Raw genomic sequence first — 19,174 nt, 5'->3', positions numbered from 1 at the left:
TCGGCTTTGACATCATTTACTTGGGCTGAGAGGGGCAATAGGCCGGCAAACACCGCGACGCATCCGTCGCGGCCGGAATCCCGCGATGCATCGACACGCCTACTTATTCCTGCTGCTCACCACCTTGCTGTGGGGTGGCAATTCGGTGGCCGGCAAGCTCGCGGTCGATCATGTCTCGCCGATGATGCTGGTCTTCCTGCGCTGGGTGCTGGCGGTGGCGATCCTGCTGCCGATCGGCTGGCGCACGATCCAACAGGACTGGCCCGTGGTGCGCAGGCACTGGCTCATTCTGGCGGCACTGGGCGCCAGCGGCTTCACGCTGTTCAACGTGATCTTCTACACGGCGCTCAACTACACGACGGCGATCAACGTCTCGATCGAACAGGCGGCGATGCCGATCTTGATCATGACAGCCAATTTCATCTTCTTCCGGCTGCGTGTGAACTGGGCGCAGATCGCCGGCGTCGTACTGACCATTGCCGGCGTGATCCTGACCGCTTGCCACGGCGATCCCCGCCGGTTGCTGACGCTGGAACTCAATTTCGGCGACGCCATCATGCTGGTGGCGGTCGTCCTCTACAGCGGCTATTCGGTCGGGCTGCGGCTGAAGCCGGCGATGCGCTGGCAGAGCCTGATGCTGGCCATGTCGATCGCGGCACTCATCACCTCGCTGCCCTTCTTGCTGTGGGAGGTCGCCGCCGGCAAGGCCATCGTCCCCGACGCGCGCGGCTGGACGGTCATCGTCTATACCGCGATCGGCGCCTCGGTCGTCTCGCAGATAACTTATATCAGGGGCAACGAGCTGATCGGCGCCAACCGCGCCGGCCTGTTCATCAACCTGGTGCCGATCTTCGGCACGTTGCTTTCGGTGCTGATCGTCGGCGAGACGTTCCAGCTCTATCAGGCGCTGGCGCTTGTGCTCGTGCTGGGCGGCATCGGGCTTGCCGAACATAGCGGGCGCAAGATGGCGATGACCTCGCGAGCCAAGGCGCACTGAGCGGCAGGAAGGCGCGACAAACGCCGCGCCTTCCGATCTTGGCGAAAGCCGGGATCAGATCCCGCCGACGTCGAACTGCAGCCGCTTGGCCGAGTCGATCGACTTGTGCGCCCGCACCTGCTCCAGCACCTTTTCCGGGAACGGCGCATCGAGATAGAGCAGCGCGATGGCGTCGCCGCCCGGCCGGTTGCGGCCAAGCTGGAAGTTGGCGATGTTCACGCCGTTCTCGCCACATACCGTGCCAAGCAGGCCGATGATGCCGGGCGCATCGGCATTGGTGGTGTAGAGCATGTGCTGGCCGACCTCGGCGTCGAGGTTGATGCCCTTGATCTGGATGAAGCGCGGCTTGCCGTCGGAGAAGCAGGTGCCGGCGATCGAGCGCGTCCTGTGCTCGGTCTTGACCGTCAGCTTGATGTAGCCGTCGAACACGCCCGACTTGTCGCGCTTGACCTCGGCGACGATGATGCCGCGCTCCTTCACCATGATCGGCGCCGACACCATGTTGACGTCGGCGACCTGGGGCCGGATCAGCCCGGCCAGTGCGGCGCTGATCAGCGCGCGCGTGTTCATCGTCGCGGTCGAGCCGTCGAACAGGATCTCGACCTCCTTGATCGGATCCTCGGTGACCTGGCCGACAAAGGCGCCGAGCACTTCGGCGAGCTTGACGAAGGGCTTCAGCCGCGGCGCTTCTTCCGCCGTGATCGACGGCATGTTGATGGCGTTGGAGACCGCGCCCTTGATCAGATAGTCCGACATCTGCTCGGCGACCTGCAGCGCGACATTCTCCTGCGCTTCCGCCGTCGAGGCGCCGAGATGCGGTGTCGCCACCACGTTTTCCATGCCGAACAAGGCGTTCTGCTCGGCCGGCTCCACCTCGAACACGTCGATGCCGGCGCCGGCCACCTTGCCGCTCTTCAGCGCCGCGATCAGATCGGCCTCGACGACCAGCCCGCCGCGCGCGCAATTGATGATGCGCACGCCGTTTTTCATCTTGGCGATTGCCCCGGCATCGATGATGTTGCGTGTCTTGTCGGTCAGCGGCGTGTGCAGCGTGATGAAGTCCGCGCGGGCGAACAGCTCGTCGAGCTCGACCTTGTCGACGCCGAGCTCCTCGGCACGCTTGTCCGACAGGAACGGGTCGAAGGCGACGACATGCATTTTCAGGCCGACGCCGCGGGTGGCGACGATCGAGCCGATATTGCCGCAGCCGATGACGCCCAGCGTCTTGCCGGTGATTTCGACGCCCATGAAGCGGTTCTTCTCCCACTTGCCGGCATGGGTCGAGGCGTTGGCTTCCGGAATCTGCCGCGCCAGGGCGAAGATCATCGCCACGGCATGCTCGGCTGTCGTGATCGAATTGCCGAAGGGCGTGTTCATCACGATGATACCCTTGCGGCTCGCCGCCGGGATATCGACATTGTCGACGCCGATGCCGGCGCGGCCGATGACCTTGAGCTTCGTGGCGGCGCTTATCAGCTTTTCGGTGACCTTGGTCGCCGAGCGGATGGCGAGGCCGTCATACTGGCCGATCACTTCGAGCAGCTTTTCCTTGTCCTTGCCGAGATCGGGCAGATAGTCGACCTCGACGCCGCGATCCTTGAAGATCTGCACGGCGGTGGGAGAGAGTTTGTCAGAGACGAGAACGCGGGGCGCCATGGCGGCCTCCTTGAAAATGGGATTGATCCGGGAATGGGCGGCCCGCGGGCCGCCACGGAAAGTCTCAGGCCGCTGCTTTCAGCGACGCCTTCTGCGCGGCGAAAGCCCAGTCGAGCCAGGGCAGCAGCACTTCGAGATCGGATGTCTCGACCGTCGCGCCACACCAGATACGCAGGCCGGGAGGCGCATCGCGATAGGAGCCGACGTCATAGGCGACACCTTCCTTGTCGAGCGCCGAGACCAGCCCCTTGGCGAACGCCGCCTGTCCGTCGGCGTCGAGCGCCGCGATATCCGGATCGGTGAAGGACAGGCAGACCGAGGTGTTCGACCGCGTCGCCGGCTGGACGGCGAGGTGGCCCAGCCACGAGGACTTGTCGACGAATCCGTCGAGCACGGCAGCATTGGCATCCGCCCTGGCGACCAGCGCATCGAGGCCGCCGATCGACTTCGCCCAGTGCAGTGCGTCGAGATAGTCCTCGACGCACAGCATCGACGGCGTGTTGATGGTCTCGCCCTTGAAGATGCCCTCGATCAGCTTGCCGCCGGAGGTCAGCCGGAAGATCTTCGGCAGCGGCCATGCAGGCTTGTAGCTCTCCAGCCGCGCGACGGCGCGCGGCGACAGGATCAGCATGCCATGCGCGCCCTCGCCGCCCAGCACCTTCTGCCAGGAGAAGGTGACGACATCGAGCTTTTCGAAATCGAGCTTTTGCGCGAAGGCGGCGGAAGTCGCGTCGCAGATGGTCAGGCCCATGCGGTCCGCCGGGATGAAGTCACCGTTCGGCACGCGCACGCCCGACGTGGTGCCGTTCCAGGTGAAGACCACGTCGCGGTCGAAATCGATCTTGGCGAGATCCGGCAATTCGCCATAGCCGGCCTCGAGCTTGCGCACGTCGGGGAGCTTCAGCTGCTTGACCACATCGGTGACCCAGCCGGAGCCGAAGCTTTCCCAGGCGACCATGTCGACGCCGCGCTCGCCGAGCAGCGACCACAGCGCCATCTCGACGGCGCCGGTGTCCGACGCCGGCACGATGCCGATGCGGTAGTCGGCCGGAACCTTGAGGATTTCGCGCGTCAGCTCGATCGCCTGTTCGAGCTTGGTCTTGCCGATCTTGGCGCGATGGGAACGGCCGAGCGCGGCATTCTTCAGCGCCTCGACCGACCAGCCGGGGCGTTTTGCGCAGGGACCTGAGGAGAAATTGGGGTTTGCCGGACGGAGTCCGGGCTTCGTATGCGTCGTCATCGTGGTCTATCCTTCCAGATAGTGGCCCCTCGTTGGGGAGGGGTGGCCCACGGACGGCGATATGCGTTCAGGCTTCGGGCGTCAAGAGGAAAGTTTTTGTCGCTGCCGGGATACCGGCGATCCGCGATCAGGATCGCGTGATCTCAAACGCGAACGGCGGACCGCAGGGATCCGCCGCCAAAATCCTGCTCCGTCCCTGGCCTACCAGAGATCGTAGCGCAGCCCGAGCTTGACTGTCTGATAGTCAATTCCCTTGTGGATGCCGAAGGCGCCATTGTCATAGGCGACATATTTGGCATCGGGGACCGAAAAATACTCGTATCCGAGGTCAACTGAGACATTCTTGCTGACCTGATAGGAAAGCCCGGCGCCGATCGAATAAGCGAGATTGAATTTGGCTGCCGTGTCGGTTTGACCTTCATATCCTGCGGGATCATCGCAGAAGAACCCGCCTGTTCCGGCGGAATTCGCCGGTGTCTCCCTGCAATCTTTCGCGCCAATGCTCTTATAATATTTGTTGTAGGCCACGCCGATTCCACCGCCGATATAGGGGGTGATCCCCACGTAGGTGCCGAGATCGACATAGCCGTTGGCCATGAGGCTGTAGGCTTTGTTGGAGCCGTTGTCGATCTGATCGCACGTCTGCGTTGCTGCGGCGGAATTGATGGTTCCGAAGCCGTCATCTACGAGTGTCGAGCCTTTGCAGGTGGTCGCAAGCTTCTGATGATCACTGAATTTGTTCGTCGGCAGAATGCCACCATTCAGTTCCACCCGAAGATAGTCATTGATGTGGTAACCCATTCCGACGCTGCCGGTAAAAAGGCCACTGCTGGAAGTGAAGCTGTTCAGAGGCCCGCTCGAGACTTCCTCATCAGTGAAAGGATGACTGAAGGCGTAACCGACGTCACCGCGCAGGTACCAGCCTGAGCCGACCTCGACCGGCACATAATCGGGCGCCTGGTCGACGTAGATCGGTGGATCGTAGTCGGCGGCGAATGCCGGTGTCAGCGGCAAGAGGCCGAGTCCGGCAAGCGCCAGCACAATACGCGATATGAGTGTCATGGTCCCCGACTCCCGGATTTGACGACAGCTGCAACCAACACGGCAGCCATCGTTTTCAGAGAGCATTGTTAACCATAGTGGTTAAGTCGCGGTTAAGGCTAACAGAGCGTTAGCGAATTGATTTCGCTGACGCATGTCGCCCAAAATGACCTTCGTTTCGAGGCGATGCTCCAGGTCCCTCATCGGCGCCGGCTCAAACGAAAACCGCCCGGCTGAGCCGGGCGGTTCGCGACCATTCGAGGCCGGAAATTCTTACTTGGTGTAGATCGGCTCGGGTTCGGGCTGGTAGGCCACCGGTACGCTGCACCCATTGTTGCCGCCAAACTGATAGCGCAGGCCGCCACGCACTTCGTGGGTGTTGAAGCCGTGATCGAAGCCCGGGCCGGCGCTGCTCGTATCATATTCGAACATGCGGCCGCCCTGGATATGGGAGAAGCGGTAGCCCGCATCGAGTATGACCTTGTCCGTCAGGCAGTAGGACGCACCTGCCATGACCGCGTAGGCGAAGCGCCAGCTGGATACGCCGGGGTTGGTCTCGGTGGTGTTCGGGTCGTAGACGGTATCCCACTTGACCCGCGCGCCGCCAATACCGGCGCCAACATAGGGCGTGATGCCGTGCCAGGTGCCGATATCGACATAGGCATTGGCCAGCAGCAGCAGGGCGCTCATCTTCGACACTTCGGTCGAGGTCGAGACGAGATCCGAGGTTCCGCCGTTGAAGTTCGACTTGAACCAGTAGTCGGCGGTCAGGTCGGTGCGGAAACGTTCGTTGATCTTGTAGCCGACGCCGGCGCCAAGCGAGAAGCCGCCCTTGAGCTTGCCATAGTCGAAGGACTTGCTGCCAGCGACCCCGACAGGAGGTCCGCAGGGGCAAGGTGCCGCGCCGTAGGTGATGTAGTCGATGTCACCCATCTTCGACTTGTGATAGTCGATGTCGCCACGGATATACCAGCCGCCGACGTCGACCGGCTGCTCGTAGACTGGTGGTGGCGGCGCCTCTTCGACCTGCGGCTCAGGCAGGTCGGCTGCGAACACTGGCCAGGCCAGGCCCGCGAACAGCAGCGCGAACAGGGCCTTTCTTGCTGTATTGAACATGCTTGTCACCCCTAGGAACCCTCGGACCGCGATCGCGTCCGAACGAGATTGGCTTTCAGGCGTGGATAATGAATTGGAAAAGTTAAAAGGCGTTTAACCCTGTCGATTAACCACGAATCTCTAAAATTCGAGGAATCCGGCAATGATTTCGACAGTTGGGGGCCGGTCCCCGGTCAGTAAAAAGCCCGCCGGAAGGGCGGGCCTGGATGCAACCGGCGCGGCGGCGTGACGCGCTGGGGCGCGCCGGAGATCAGGCTGCGCTGCGGGTCTCCGAAATGACCTCGACAATGTCGTTGACGACGGCCTCGACCAGTTGCGGATCGTCGCCCTCGGCCATGACACGGATCAGCGGCTCGGTGCCCGACGGGCGGATAACCAGACGCCCGGCCTTGCCGAGACGGTTGCGCGCATCCTCGATCGCGGCCTTGACCGGAGCTTCCTCGAGCGGCTTGCCGCCGGCGATACGGACATTCTTCAAGAGCTGCGGCACCGGCTCGAACTTCTTCGACAGTTCGCTGACCGGGCGTCCCTGGCGCTTGATGCAGGCCAGCACCTGCAGCGCCGACACCAGACCGTCGCCGGTGGTCGAGAAATCCGACAGCACGATATGGCCGGACTGTTCGCCGCCGACATTGAGCCCATGCGCGCGCATATGCTCCACGACATAGCGGTCGCCGACCTTGGTGCGGTGCAATTGCAGCTTCATGTCGCCGAGGAAGCGCTCGAGGCCGAGATTGGACATGACCGTCGAAACCACGCCGCCGCCGGCAAGCCGTCCGCTCTGGTGCCAGGACTCGGCGATCATCGCCATGATCTGATCGCCGTCGACGATCGCGCCATTCTCGTCGACGATGACGACACGGTCCGCATCACCATCGAGCGCGATGCCGATATCGGCGCGCACTTCATGCACCTTCTTCTGCAGGCCGGCCGGATGGGTCGAGCCGCATTCCTTGTTGATGTTGAAGCCGTTGGGCTCGACATTGATGGCCACGACCTCGGCGCCGAGTTCCCACAGCGCCTCGGGCGCCACCTTGTAGGCCGCGCCATTGGCGCAATCGACGACGATCCTGAGGCCCGAAAGCGACATCGAGCGCGGCAATGTGCGCTTGGCGAACTCGATGTAGCGGTCATGCACGCCATCGACACGCTTGGCGCGGCCAAGCCCGTCGGAATCGGCGAGTGTCAGTTCGATATCCTTGTCGAGCATGCTCTCGATGCGCTCTTCGATCTCGTCGGAGAGCTTGTAGCCGTCCGGCCCGAACAGCTTGATGCCGTTGTCGTAATAGGGATTGTGCGAAGCCGAGATCATCACGCCGATATCGGCGCGCAGCGAACGCACCAGCATGGCGACGGCCGGGGTCGGGATCGGGCCGAGCAGGAACACATCCATGCCGGCGGCGCAAAGACCCGCCACCATCGCATTCTCGATCATGTAGCCGGAAAGCCTGGTGTCCTTGCCCAGAACGACGCGATGACGGTGGCTGCCGCGCTGGAACGAAAGGCCGGCGGCCATGCCGACGCGCATGGCGATTTCCGCGGTCATCGGAAACTTGTTGGCGCGCCCGCGGATGCCGTCCGTGCCGAAGTAATTCCCTGCCATGCTAGTTAAAGTCCTTGAAGGTTCTTTGCCGGCATTTCATGCCACAATTGGCCGATACGCCATGATCACATTGTGTGATTGTATGTTACCAATCCTTAGAAAACCATTGTTGTGAGCCGCGCACAACAAGGCTGCGGCCTGACGTAGTGGCATTGTGGCACCGCAATATACCATCTATGCGAGCTATTCGGCGCGGATGCACGCGGAAAATCTTGTTTTCAACCCGGTAAGGGGCAATGATTTCATCACCTTATCGGGAGGATCGGGGTTCGGGCGATATATACGCCACTTAGCATCTGGCGCAACCGACCGTTGAGCGTTATTGATTCGCAGGGACGTATAATGGGCTGCTGCAACGGAGAAACGCTATGCTCATCCACCGACTTGCCACTTTGACCGGCCTCGCCGTAGTGACGTTGTTCCTGGCCGCGCCAGCCAACGCACTGACGATGGCCGAGTGCAGCACGAAGTATAACGCCGCCAAGGACGCTGGGACACTTGCCGGGCAAACTTGGAACCAGTTCCGCAAGGCACAATGCGGCACCGACGCCGCCGCGACCACGGACACCAAGCCGGCCGACACAAAGAAGGCGGCCGAAACCAAGCCAGCCAAGCCGGCCAAGGCTGCAGCCGCCGACGACGGCGCCGCGAAAGGCCTGACGGCCAAGGAATGCAGCGCCAAGTACCAGGCGGCAAAGGCCGCCGGCACGCTGAACGGCATGAAGTGGAACGACTTCCGCAAGAGCGAATGCGCCGCCGGTGCATCCGCCGCCGCCGACACCACCAAGCCGGCAACCACCAAGGCCGCCGCGGCTCCTGCCGATGGCAAGGGCCTGACCATGGCCGAGTGCAGCACCAAGTACCAGGCTGCGAAGACGGCGAACACGCTGAAGGGCCAGAAGTGGAACGACTTCCGCAAGGCCGAATGCGGCGCCGCGGCCGCCGATGATGACAGCGTGCCTGCTCCGAGCGAAGCAAATTACACCAAGGAACCGGCAAAGCCGACGACGGTCGCGCCCAAGGGCGTCACCTTCCCGTCCGCGATCTCGCCGAAATATGCCAGCGAGACCCCCGGAAAGGGCCGCATGCACACCTGCCTCGACCAGTACTATGTGCTCAAGGACGCCAATGCGCTTGGCGGCCTGAAGTGGATCCAGAAGGGCGGCGGCTTCTACAGCCTGTGCAACGCCAAGCTGAAGGGCTGATCGCCTAGTTGTTCTCGAAGGAAGGCCCGCGCATCGTGAGATGCGCGGGCTTTTTCTTAGGCTTTTGTTGCGCGCCAAGACGCCGGCGGCTCCGCCCGCATCCGCATGTGTGGGGAGCGACCGGCATCATCAACCCGGCCCACACTCCACGGACAGGCTTACTGGCAGCTCGCAAAGATTCCAGTTGAACATATACGGAACAAACAGTATACAAACAGACATCGAACTCGTTATCAATCACGAGGGTCTGATGTCTAGTTTGAAATTGGCGGTATTGGCTGTGACGGCATTGGCTGCGTGGGGCGTCGCCCCTGCAAGCGCACTGACGATGAAGGAATGCGGCGAGACCTATCGGGCAGCCAAGGAAGGCGGCACTCTGAACGGCATGGACTGGGCCGCTTTCCGCAAGGAGAAATGCGCGACCTCCGCTACGGAGAGTGTCAGCTCGGATACCGTCAAAACCGCGACGCAGCCGAAAAAGGAAAACGACGCGGCGGTCGCCCCCACTGTAGCGCCGGCGGGCGTGACATTCCCGACCACCCTCGCCGCCGAGTTCAAGACCGAGAAGCCCGCGAAGGCGCGGATGAAGACCTGCCTGCAGGGTTACCACGGCAACAAGGAGGCGGGTACGTTGAACGGCCTTCGCTGGATCCAGAAGGGTGGCGGTTATTACAGCCTGTGCAATGCGCGGCTGAAAGCTGAATCGTAAAAATCGAATACAGAAGCAATTCACCGTTTTTCCTGCAGACGTTAAGCCGTCATCCTCGGCTTGTTCCGAGGATCTTCTGTCGGGAGATAGCAGGGCGCCGGTATGAGTTGGCAGGTCCCTCGGGACAAGCCGAGAATGACGCTCCAACGTCCGGCGCGTCGCCTGGATCCCGTCGGGGATAACGTCAAACGAAATAGTGGAGCGCTGCTACGTTCGGTGAAACGGTGAGCCGCCCAGTCTGGTCTAAACAGCAAAACGCCGCGGGTTGAAGCCGCGGCGTTTTCTTGAAATCGGTAAACTCAACTCAGCTCGACGGCTGCGGCTCCATGCCGCCTTCGGGCTCGGGGCCTTTCTTGCGGCGGCCGCCGGACTTCGGCACGGCCGAGCCACGGCTGGGCGGCGTGTCGTCGCCGAGGTCGCGCGCCGGCTTTTCGCCGGCGATCAGCTGCTTGATCTCGTCGCCCGACAGCGTCTCGTATTCGAGCAGGCCCTGCGCCAGCGCAATCCATTCCTTCTTCTTCTTGGTCAGGATGGATTTCGCCGTCGAATAGGCCTCGTCGATCAGGCGGCGCACTTCAGCGTCGATGATTTGCGCGGTCTCTTCGGAAATGTTCTGCGTGCGCGCCACCGAATGGCCGAGGAACACTTCCTCCTGGTTGTCGCCATAGGCGACATGACCGAGCTTGTCGGAGAACCCCCAGCGCGTGACCATGGCGCGCGCCAGTTTGGTCGCCTGCTCGATGTCTGAGGAAGCGCCCGAGGTGATGTTCTCCTTGCCGAACTTGAACTCCTCGGCGACGCGGCCGCCCATCATGATGGCGAGGCGCGAGATCATGTACTTGTAGCTCATCGAATAGCGGTCGCCTTCCGGCAACTGCATGACCATGCCGAGCGCGCGGCCACGCGGGATGATGGTGGCCTTGTGCAGCGGATCGGCCGACGGCACGTTGAGCGCCAGTATGGCGTGGCCGGCTTCGTGATAGGCGGTCAGCTCCTTCTCGGCCTGGGTCATGGCCGACGAGCGGCGCTCCGCGCCCATCATGATCTTGTCCTTGGCGTCCTCGAACTCGGCCATGGTGACGAGGCGCTTGTTGCGCCGCGCCGCCATCAGCGCGGATTCGTTGACGAGGTTCATGAGGTCGGCGCCGGAGAAGCCCGGCGTGCCGCGCGCGACGACCTTGAGGTCGACATTGGGCGCCAGCGGCACGTTGCGCACATGCACCTTGAGGATCTTCTCGCGGCCGACGATGTCGGGGTTCGGCACCACCACCTGGCGGTCGAAACGGCCCGGACGCAGCAGCGCCGGATCGAGCACGTCGGGACGGTTGGTGGCGGCGATCAGGATGATGCTTTCGTTGGATTCGAAGCCGTCCATCTCGACCAGCAGCTGGTTCAGCGTCTGCTCGCGCTCGTCGTTGCCGCCGCCAAGGCCGGCGCCGCGATGGCGCCCGACCGCGTCGATTTCGTCGATGAAGATGATGCAGGGCGCGTTCTTCTTGGCCTGGTCGAACATGTCACGCACGCGGCTCGCGCCGACGCCGACGAACATCTCGACGAAGTCCGAACCCGAAATGGTGAAGAACGGCACGTTGGCTTCGCCGGCGACCGAGCGGGCGAGCAGCGTCTTGCCGGTGCCGGGAGGGCCGACCAGAAGCACGCCGCGCGGAATCTTGCCGCCGAGGCGCTGGAACTTCTGCGGGTCGCGCAGGAACTCGACGATCTCCTCCAGATCTTCCTTGGCTTCGTCGACGCCGGCGACGTCCTGGAAGGTGACGCGGCCATGCGCCTCGGTCAGAAGCTTGGCCTTCGACTTGCCAAAACCCATGGCCCTTCCGGATCCGGACTGCATCTGGCGCATGAAGAATATCCAGACTCCGAGGATCAGGATCATTGGCAGCCACGAGATCAGGTAGCCGAACAGCGAATTGGAACCGTCGGTCTCGGGCCGCGCATTGATGGTGACGTTCTTGTCCTGCAGCCGCGAAACCAGCTGGGGATCGCCGGGCGAATAGGTCTGGAAGCCGGTGGAATTGTCGGTGTAGGTGCCGGTGATGCGGGCGCCCGCAATGGTCACCGTCTTGACCCGGCCGGCCGCGACATCCTGCAGGAACTGCGAATAAGGCACATCGCTCGAAGCCCCGCGCGTCTGCGGTGTCTGGAACAGATTGAAGAGAGCGATGAGCAGGACCGCTATGATCGCCCAGAGCGCGAGGTTGCGATAGTTCGGATTCATCAATTGTCCCGTTGGCGTCCGCGCACGGACAGCATCATGAGAGGAAACTTGGGCCTAACATAGGGAGAGCGTCTCCCCTTGCCAAGCAGAACAGCACGTCTGGGTTAAGCTTTCGAACCACCATCAATCGGCACTGTGGCCGCCCAATGGCGAAGCGGGAAGCGGTGACGCGCCCATCAGTTCGGCGACGGCCCGCGCCGGCGCCAGATCGAAGGACGGCAGGAAGCGGGCAAAAGGCGACACTACCGGTCGCGCCGCGAACGCAGGCGACCCCGGATGCGCCTGCGGCAAACCAGGGGTTTCAAGGACTTGCCGCAATGTCGGTTCCGCAGCCAACGCCGCGCGCATCAGGCTTGCCGGGGTTTCTCCATCATCGATCGTCAGCCGCTTCGCCGCTGCGGTCCCCAACGGTGCGATCAACAATGCGCCGGACCTGTCGTTCAATGTGATGTGGCGGCGGCCGTCCCAGATGGTGTTGTCGACAGCCGTGGCGGCGGGCGGCAAGCCCCGCGCCTCCCGGCACAGGAAGACGCCGGCGCGCCGGAAATCGACCACCGTCCGCGACAATGTGGCGCAAAGAAATCCAGCCTTCAGCCGGCCGAACAGCGCCTCGCTGCGCGCCTGGTCCGGCAGGAAGGCAACGCCTCCGGCGGTGGCCAGCAGGATACGCAGCGCGTAGAGGGCCGCCCGGTCGTCGCCTGCCGAAACTAGGCGCGGGTCGAGGCGGATGAGACCGATCGCCGGCCGGCTGGCGAAGCGACGGATCAGATCGGCGGCGCCGGCGCCAAGCTGCCTGCGCTCGACGGCGGCCTGGCCGGCGAGCAGCAGTGCATTCTCCATATGCCCGGCACCTTCGCCGGCAAGTGCCGCGCGCACGCGCGGCCGCTCGAAGGCTTCGTCGATATTGGTCGGGTCATCGGCCCAGCCAACTCCTTCACGCCGCAGGAAATCGCGAAGCACCGAGCGCCGTGTGCCCAGAAGCGGACGGACGATCCACTCGCGCCAGTCATAGAGGGTGCCAGGCGCCATGCCGGCAAGCCCACGGCCCGTCAATTCGGCAAACGCTCGGCCGTCATCCCGCGCATGCCGCATCAGCACCGTCTCGGCCTGGTCGTCGGCGGTATGACCGGTGACGATCAGGCCGATGCCTTCCGCGCGCGCCGCCTCGGCCAGCAGATGATAGCGCGCTTCACGCGCCGCCGCCGGCAGGCCGGTCGACGGCTTGCGCCCGGACCACGTCAGGGTGCGGTGGGCAATGCCGCGTTCCGCACATAGTTTCGCCACGGCTTGCGCCTCGGCCTCCGAACCCTGACGCAAGCCATGGTCGATCGTCACCGCCAGCAGCTTCGCGGACGACGCGGTTCGGTCGAGATGCTGTTTGAGAAGGAGAAGCAGGGCGGTCGAGTCGCTGCCGCCGGACACGGCCGCGACGGCGCCGTGGGTGAAATCGATATGCGAAAAAATTCCGGTCGAAAAATCTGGCTCGGTCGCGAGCATCAGCAGGCGGCCAGGGCCTTCTCCTGCTTGACGCGTTCCTTGAGTGCGTTGGAAATGTCGGGGTAGCGCTTGCCGACCTCGCTGAAGGTTGCGCAGGCGACATCGTGCTGCTTGAGGCCGACCAGCGACACGCCGAGCTTCAACAGCATGTCGGGCGCCTTCTTGGCCTTCGGATAGTCCTTGCTCGCGGAGAGGAAGACCTCGGCCGCGTCACGATATTTCTGCTGGCCAAGCAGCGATTCACCCAGCCAGTAATGCGCGTCCGCCGTCTTGGCATCGCGCGGGAAGCGCGAGATGTGATCGCGAAAACCCTGTTCGGCGGTGCTGTAATCGCCCGACAGGATGAACTGATAGGAGTTGCGGTAAAGCTCCTCCGGGTCCTTGGTGGAAGGCAGCGCCGCGACGATCGTGCCATTGGACTTGCCGGCCTTGGCCGGAGCGCCGGCGGCCGGGGCGGTATCTTGCACCGGCGCGGTCGACTGGGTGTTGCCTCCGGCATCGATCACATTGCCGTTCTTGTCGACGGTGATGGAGCCAAAGGTCTTTTCCGGCGCTCCCGTACCCGGGATCACCTTGCCGGGGTCGCCGTCGGGTGATTCGACGATGACGTCCTCGACCGTCTTGCCGCCTGCGGACTGATTCCCGCCGGGCGCGGCACCGGCATCGACCGGAGCCTGCGTTGCCGGGGCGGCCGCCACATCGGTGTTGGTGTCGGTGGTGGCGTCGGACTTTTTCTTCGGTGCCGCCGGTGTCTGTCCGCCCTGCGAGCCGCCTTCCAGCTGCTGGAAGCGGAACTCGTTGTCTTCCTGCTGCTTGCGCATCTGCTCCTGCATCTGCAGGACCTGGAAGTTGAGTTCCTCGATCTTGCCGTTCATCTGCCGCAGCTGGTCTTCCAGGCTGGTGACGGCAGTAGGATCGGACTGCGCCAGTTGAACCTGGTCCGGTTTCTTCTTTTCTCCGAAAAGCTTGGGCAACTCGATGCTGGGCAGGTGGAAGGAAAAGCCGCTGTCGGTCGATTGCCCTGTGCCGCTGGCCCCCAAGCCACTAGCCAGCGCGGTGAAGCCTGATAGGAGCAGCGCCGCAAGCGTGCCGCTCAGAACCGATCTCAAATGCATGTGCCTCTCGCCGTGTCGTTAGTCTGTTTCGCGCCTTCCAATCAGGGTGGGACCAGCCAAGCGCCCTCGGCTCATAGCAGGGCGCGAGACTTCGGCCAAATTTTGTTTCGGGCATCCGGACATGAAAAAGGCGGCCCGGAGGCCGCCTTTCCCAAAGCAGTGTTGTATTTTTGCCGATCAGGAACCGGCGCCACTGAGCGTGGTGACCGCACGGCGGTTCTGCGACCAGCAGGAGATGTCATCGCAGACCGCGACAGGACGTTCCTTGCCGTAGGAAATGGTCTTCAGGCGGCTGGAGGCGACACCCTTGGACACGAGGAAGTCGCGGGTGGCTGCGGCGCGGCGGGCGCCAAGCGCCAGATTGTATTCGCGCGTGCCGCGCTCGTCGGCATGACCTTCGACGACGATGGCATACTGCTTGTACTGGTTCAGCCACTGCGCCTGGCGCGAAAGCGTCTGCTGTGCGTCAGCCCGGATCGAGGTCGAGTCCGTGTCGAAGAAGATGCGGTCGCCGATATTGACGGTGAAGTCCTGCGCCGAACCCGGCGTTGCAGCGCCCGCGCCATTGAGGCCAAGGTCAGCGGCGTTGTTCGGCGTCTTCTTCGAGGCGCAACCGGTGATGGCGAGCATCGCCACCAGTGCGATCATGGCCGGGTTTCTGGTAAGTGCTGCGATACGGCCCATGCCGCCTCTCCTTCGTATTTCGAGTGATCGTATTTGAGTGATTTCGTTGATCACCCAGTAACCACGTTTGGGTTAACCGGCATTCAAGAAACACGGTTAAAATTTGGTTAGCTGCCCGTCCACAGCCATTACGCCCAACGCTGAACCAGGGGCGACATTGCGTGCGGACCCTAGGCGGAAATGCGGCCAAAACGCGACCAATGCATGGAAAAGGGGCCGAAACGTCCCCTTTTCAGCATGTGTGGCAATTCGGCCGAACCCTATTCCAGCAGCGGCGACCAGGCCGGATCGGACGCGAAGTTCGCGGTCGGGATCGGCTGCTCGTTGCGGCCGGTGAGGTCGACCGAAACCAGTTTCGGGCCGCCACTGGAGTCGCGGAAGAACATCAAGACGCGGCCGTTCGGCGCCCAGGTCGGTCCTTCCTGCTGGAAACCGGACGACAGGATGCGCTCGCCCGAACCGTCGGTCTTCATGACGCCGATCTGGAACTCGCCGCCGGTCTGCTTGGTGAAGGCGATGAGGTCGCCGCGCGGCGACCACACCGGCGTCGAATAGACGCCGTCGCCGAAGGAGATGCGGGTCTGGCCCGAGCCGTCGGCACCCATCACATAAATCTGCGCGCGGCCGCCACGGTCGGAGGTGAACACCACCTTGCTGCCGTCGGGCGAATAGGAGGGCGAGGTGTCGATGGCGGTCGAATTGGTCAGCCGCGTCGTCGAGCGGCTGCGCAGGTCCATGGCGAAGATGTTGGAATTGCCGTCGTCGCGCAGCAGGCTCATGATCACCTTCTGGCCGTCAGGCGAGAAGCGCGGCGCAAAGGTCATGCCGGGGAAATTGCCGACCAGTTCGCGCTGCCCGGTCTCGATCTGCAGGAGATAGACGCGCGGCTGGCCACTCTCATAGGACATGTAGGTGATTTCCTGCCGGTTCGGCGAGAAACGCGGCGTCAGCACGATCGAGCGCCCGTCCGAGAGATAGCGGACATTGGCGCCGTCCTGGTCCATGATGGCGAGGCGCTTCTTGCGCGCGTTCTTGGCGCCGGACTCGTCGATGAACACCACCCGCGTGTCGAAATAGCCCTTCTCGCCGGTGATCTTCTCATAGATCGCATCTGCGATTATGTGGGCGACGCGGCGTTGATTGGCGTCGTTTGCGAAAAACTGCTCGCCAGCCAACTGCGTGTTGCCAAAAATATCCCACAGCCGGTACTGGGCGCGGATGCGGCCATCCGCTTCCTTGCTGACGCTTCCGGTCACCAGTGCCTGCGCGTTGATGACCTTCCAGTCTTCATAGCGGGGGGGCGCGTCCGGATTCGTGATCTTTTCGACAAAGGCTGCCTTGTCGATCGGCGCGAACAGTCCTGACCGTTTCAGATCGGCTGTGACGATTGCCGATATCTGCGCTCCGAGCTCGCCTTGAAAGTCGGGGATGGCGATCGGCATCGGCTCGACATTGCCTTTGTTGACGTTGAGCTCAAGGGTTGCCCGAGCAGGCAAGGTGGCGACCGAAATTATGCCCATCGCCATCGCGGCGACCATCAGGAGCGGCTTGAGGATGGATTTCATGTCTTCTCGCTTCTCTTGCTGATTTTTGGGTGCTCAGGCTAAAGGCCAAGCATCGCTCTTGGATCGAAATTGACGCGGACGTCAGACCATATGTCCTGCTTCCCCGCGGGAACCTGCAATCCGGCAACGTCACATTTCTGCACGGCGCGAACCGCGCTGGCGTCGAATTGAGGGTTGCCGCTGGACTTTTCGACAGTCGGGCGGCCCGTCAACTTGCCCGAGGCGTCCAGGTTGAAGCGGATAACCACAGTGAAATCCTCGGACCCTTCGAGGCCGACCGGAAGGGTCCAGCAATGACCTAGCTGATCTTCCAGCGCCCCCTGCTCCGACTTCGACAGCTTCTGGCCCTGATCCTTGTCGCCACCGAGCGACGCCTGCTGCGTCGAACGCTTGGCGCCGCCGCCGGATGGCTTCTGCTTGTCGAGCAGCGCGGAAATCTCGTTCGCATTGAATTGCTTGTCGTCCGACTTCGGCTTCGATGAAGCTTCCTTGACCGGCTTGTCGGCATCCTTGCGTTCAGGCGCCTTGGCGCTTTCAGCCGGAGCCGGCTGCGGCTTCGGCCGCGCTTCAGGTGCTGGCGCCGAGCTCGGCAATTGCGTCTCTTCGGTCGGCGGGTCCTTGGCTATGGCCTCGGCGACGGCATCCGGCTTGACCTCGGGCGTCGGATCGATAGCAGCGGTCTTGTCCTGCGGCGGCGGGGTCGGCGCCGGCTTGGCCGGAGTCGGCTTGGGTTCCGTTTGCTTGACCGGCTCGGGCTTGACCTCTTCCTTGGGCGTCGGCGCGGGCGCCACTTCCGTCGCGGGTATGGGCTTGGGCTTTTCCTGCGGCTTCGGCACGTCCTCGGTCTTCGGCTTTTCTTTCGGGGTCGGCGCGGGCGGCGGGGCCGAGGTCATGTCGACGGGCTTCGGCTTGGCTTCCGGCGTTATCGGCTTGTCGGTGTCGACGCTGTTTTCACCGACCTTCTGCGAAGCCGGCACGATGTCGGGACGCTGCGTCGGCAGCGGCGCCGGCTTTTCATGCATCACGGCCTTCTTGTCGCCCTGCAAGGTCTGCGCGATGGCTTCCATCGGCACGATGTCGACCGCGACCGACTCGACATCGGCGGACGGCAGCGCGGCCGGCGCCGACAGCGTGAACAGGCCGAAGGCCAGTACCGCCGTGTGCAAGATCACCGATGTGGTGAGGCCGGTCTTCATCTCGCGTCTATTGATCCTGTTCCTGCAGCGAAACCAGGCCGATATTCTTGTAGCCGGCGGCCGAAATGCGGGCCATCACCTTCATCGCCGTGCCATAGTCGGTGGACTTGTCGCCACGGATAAAGATGCGCTCCTCGTAGCCGGTCTTCGAAATCGCCTGCAGCTTGGCCACCAGTTCTTCGATCGGGATCTCGGTTTCCTGCAGAAAGATCTTGCCCGTGGCATCGATCGAGACGGTGATCGGCTGCGTGTCGGCATTCATCGCCTTGGCCTGCGTGTCGGGCAGGTCGATCGGCACGCCGACGGTCAGCATCGGTGCGGCGACCATGAAGATAATCAGCAGCACCAGCATGACGTCGACCATTGGCGTGACGTTGATTTCGGACATCAGCGCATGGTGACGGCCGCGCCGCCTGTGGCCGCGCCCGCCGCGTCCCGCCATGCCTACGGACATACCCATCAGCTACTCCTCAGGCCTTCGGCGCGACTTTTTCATCGATTTGGCGCGAGAGTATGGCGGAGAACTCGTCGGAGAACCCTTCCATGCGCACCGCGAGCTTGCTCGCATCCGATGACAGCTTGTTGTAGGCGATGACCGCCGGGATGGCGGCGAGCAGGCCGATGGCGGTCGCCAGCAGCGCCTCGGCGATACCGGGCGCAACCACCGCGAGGCTGGTGTTCTTGGAGCCGGCAATGGCCTGGAACGAGGTCATGATGCCGATGACCGTGCCGAACAGACCGATGAACGGAGCCGCCGAGCCCGTGGTGGCGAGAAAGCCGAGGCGGCCCTCCAGCTTCTCCATCTCGCGGGTCAGCGCCAGGTCCATCGCCTTGTCGATGCGGGTCTGCAGCCCGAGCGGCGTCTTGGCGCCCTTCTCGAAACTCTTCTTCCACTCGCGCATGGCGGCGACGAAAATGGCGCCCATCCCTGATGTCTTGCGGTCGGCGAGCGTGCGGTAGAGCTCTTCCAGCGACTGCCCGGACCAGAAGACCTGCTCGAAGCGGTTCAGCGCCAGCCGCATGCGGCCATAGGCGACCAGCTTGTCGATGATGATCGCCCAGGTCCACACCGAGGCGCAGAGCAGCCCGATCATGACCAGCTTGACCACCCAGCTGGCCTGCATGAACAGCGCCCAAATCGACAATTGCGCGCCCGGTTCGGCGAGTGCGATATTTTCCATCATTACGTCCTTAAGATTTCCGGGCGAAGCTGGCGGCTGGCCCTGGCATCCCTTGTGGTCGGTTCGCACGAAGCTACCGGACGCCCCAAACCGTGCCGTTAGCGGCCTTTTCAGGGCAAATATTGGTGAAAGGAAG

At 63.0% G+C, this 19,174-nt stretch carries 16 protein-coding genes; 3 read left to right on the top strand and 13 right to left on the bottom strand.

Annotated features, from left to right (window positions below; translation table 11 throughout):
- Positions 1-85 precede the first annotated feature (85 nt).
- Entirely contained in the window at positions 86-997 is a 912-nt protein-coding gene (locus AC1DPX_RS07205; RefSeq protein ID WP_202357462.1) for a DMT family transporter, read from the top strand.
- A 54-nt stretch (positions 998-1,051) separates the two neighbouring features.
- Here AC1DPX_RS07205 and serA read toward each other — a convergent pair whose 3' ends face one another.
- The 5 genes from serA to glmM form a co-directional block, all read right to left on the bottom strand.
- On the bottom strand, positions 1,052-2,653 hold the full coding sequence (gene serA / locus AC1DPX_RS07200; RefSeq protein ID WP_202357461.1) for a phosphoglycerate dehydrogenase: 1,602 nt from the start codon (positions 2,651-2,653) through the stop codon (positions 1,052-1,054).
- 64 nt (positions 2,654-2,717) lie between these two features.
- Entirely contained in the window at positions 2,718-3,893 is a 1,176-nt protein-coding gene (locus AC1DPX_RS07195; protein ID WP_477235475.1) for a phosphoserine transaminase, read from the bottom strand.
- 201 nt (positions 3,894-4,094) lie between these two features.
- Positions 4,095-4,955, bottom strand: a complete 861-nt coding sequence (locus tag AC1DPX_RS07190; RefSeq protein WP_202357459.1) for an outer membrane protein — start codon at positions 4,953-4,955, stop codon at positions 4,095-4,097.
- 252 nt (positions 4,956-5,207) lie between these two features.
- Positions 5,208-6,050 (bottom strand): outer membrane protein, encoded by an 843-nt coding sequence (locus AC1DPX_RS07185; RefSeq protein WP_202357458.1) that lies wholly within the window; start codon positions 6,048-6,050, stop codon positions 5,208-5,210.
- A 250-nt stretch (positions 6,051-6,300) separates the two neighbouring features.
- A complete protein-coding gene (gene glmM / locus AC1DPX_RS07180) occupies positions 6,301-7,653 on the bottom strand; it encodes a phosphoglucosamine mutase (RefSeq protein WP_095772060.1) in 1,353 nt (450 codons plus the stop codon).
- A gap of 368 nt (positions 7,654-8,021) precedes the next feature.
- On the opposite strand from glmM, the gene AC1DPX_RS07175 reads away from it, so the two are divergent.
- Positions 8,022-8,858 carry a hypothetical protein gene (locus AC1DPX_RS07175; protein WP_477235473.1) on the top strand — a complete coding sequence of 279 codons (837 nt, stop codon included), beginning with the start codon at positions 8,022-8,024 and terminating at the stop codon, positions 8,856-8,858.
- Positions 8,859-9,108: 250 nt separating this feature from the next.
- The gene (locus tag AC1DPX_RS07170; protein ID WP_477235777.1) at positions 9,109-9,567 is read left to right on the top strand and encodes a hypothetical protein; all 459 of its coding nucleotides are present in this window, start codon (positions 9,109-9,111) and stop codon (positions 9,565-9,567) included.
- Positions 9,568-9,871: 304 nt separating this feature from the next.
- Here the strand turns inward: AC1DPX_RS07170 and ftsH are convergent, their stop codons facing one another.
- The 8 genes from ftsH to tolQ form a co-directional block, all read right to left on the bottom strand.
- Entirely contained in the window at positions 9,872-11,800 is a 1,929-nt protein-coding gene (gene ftsH / locus AC1DPX_RS07165) for an ATP-dependent zinc metalloprotease FtsH (RefSeq protein WP_019861731.1), read from the bottom strand.
- Positions 11,801-11,923: 123 nt separating this feature from the next.
- On the bottom strand, positions 11,924-13,297 hold the full coding sequence (gene tilS, locus AC1DPX_RS07160) for a tRNA lysidine(34) synthetase TilS (protein ID WP_477235471.1): 1,374 nt from the start codon (positions 13,295-13,297) through the stop codon (positions 11,924-11,926).
- Positions 13,297-14,412, bottom strand: a complete 1,116-nt coding sequence (gene ybgF / locus AC1DPX_RS07155) for a tol-pal system protein YbgF (protein WP_477235469.1) — start codon at positions 14,410-14,412, stop codon at positions 13,297-13,299. The genes tilS and ybgF overlap by 1 nt, the downstream gene beginning before the upstream one ends.
- A 177-nt stretch (positions 14,413-14,589) precedes the next feature.
- The gene (pal, locus tag AC1DPX_RS07150) at positions 14,590-15,096 is read right to left on the bottom strand and encodes a peptidoglycan-associated lipoprotein Pal (protein WP_095201157.1); all 507 of its coding nucleotides are present in this window, start codon (positions 15,094-15,096) and stop codon (positions 14,590-14,592) included.
- 260 nt (positions 15,097-15,356) lie between these two features.
- Positions 15,357-16,661: a Tol-Pal system beta propeller repeat protein TolB gene (tolB, locus tag AC1DPX_RS07145; protein WP_477235467.1), complete on the bottom strand. Its 1,305-nt coding sequence runs from the start codon at positions 16,659-16,661 to the stop codon at positions 15,357-15,359.
- A 38-nt stretch (positions 16,662-16,699) separates the two neighbouring features.
- Positions 16,700-17,857, bottom strand: a complete 1,158-nt coding sequence (locus tag AC1DPX_RS07140) for an energy transducer TonB family protein (RefSeq protein WP_202357453.1) — start codon at positions 17,855-17,857, stop codon at positions 16,700-16,702.
- A gap of 7 nt (positions 17,858-17,864) precedes the next feature.
- Positions 17,865-18,317, bottom strand: a complete 453-nt coding sequence (tolR, locus tag AC1DPX_RS07135) for a protein TolR (protein ID WP_096451199.1) — start codon at positions 18,315-18,317, stop codon at positions 17,865-17,867.
- Between the two features lie 10 nt (positions 18,318-18,327).
- Positions 18,328-19,038 carry a protein TolQ gene (gene tolQ, locus AC1DPX_RS07130; RefSeq protein ID WP_019861737.1) on the bottom strand — a complete coding sequence of 237 codons (711 nt, stop codon included), beginning with the start codon at positions 19,036-19,038 and terminating at the stop codon, positions 18,328-18,330.
- Positions 19,039-19,174 lie beyond the last annotated feature (136 nt).

The organism is Mesorhizobium sp. 01N446 (assembly GCF_056399285.1).
Note: the sequence above shows the minus strand (reverse complement) of the source record. Positions and strands in the feature narration are given on the sequence as shown.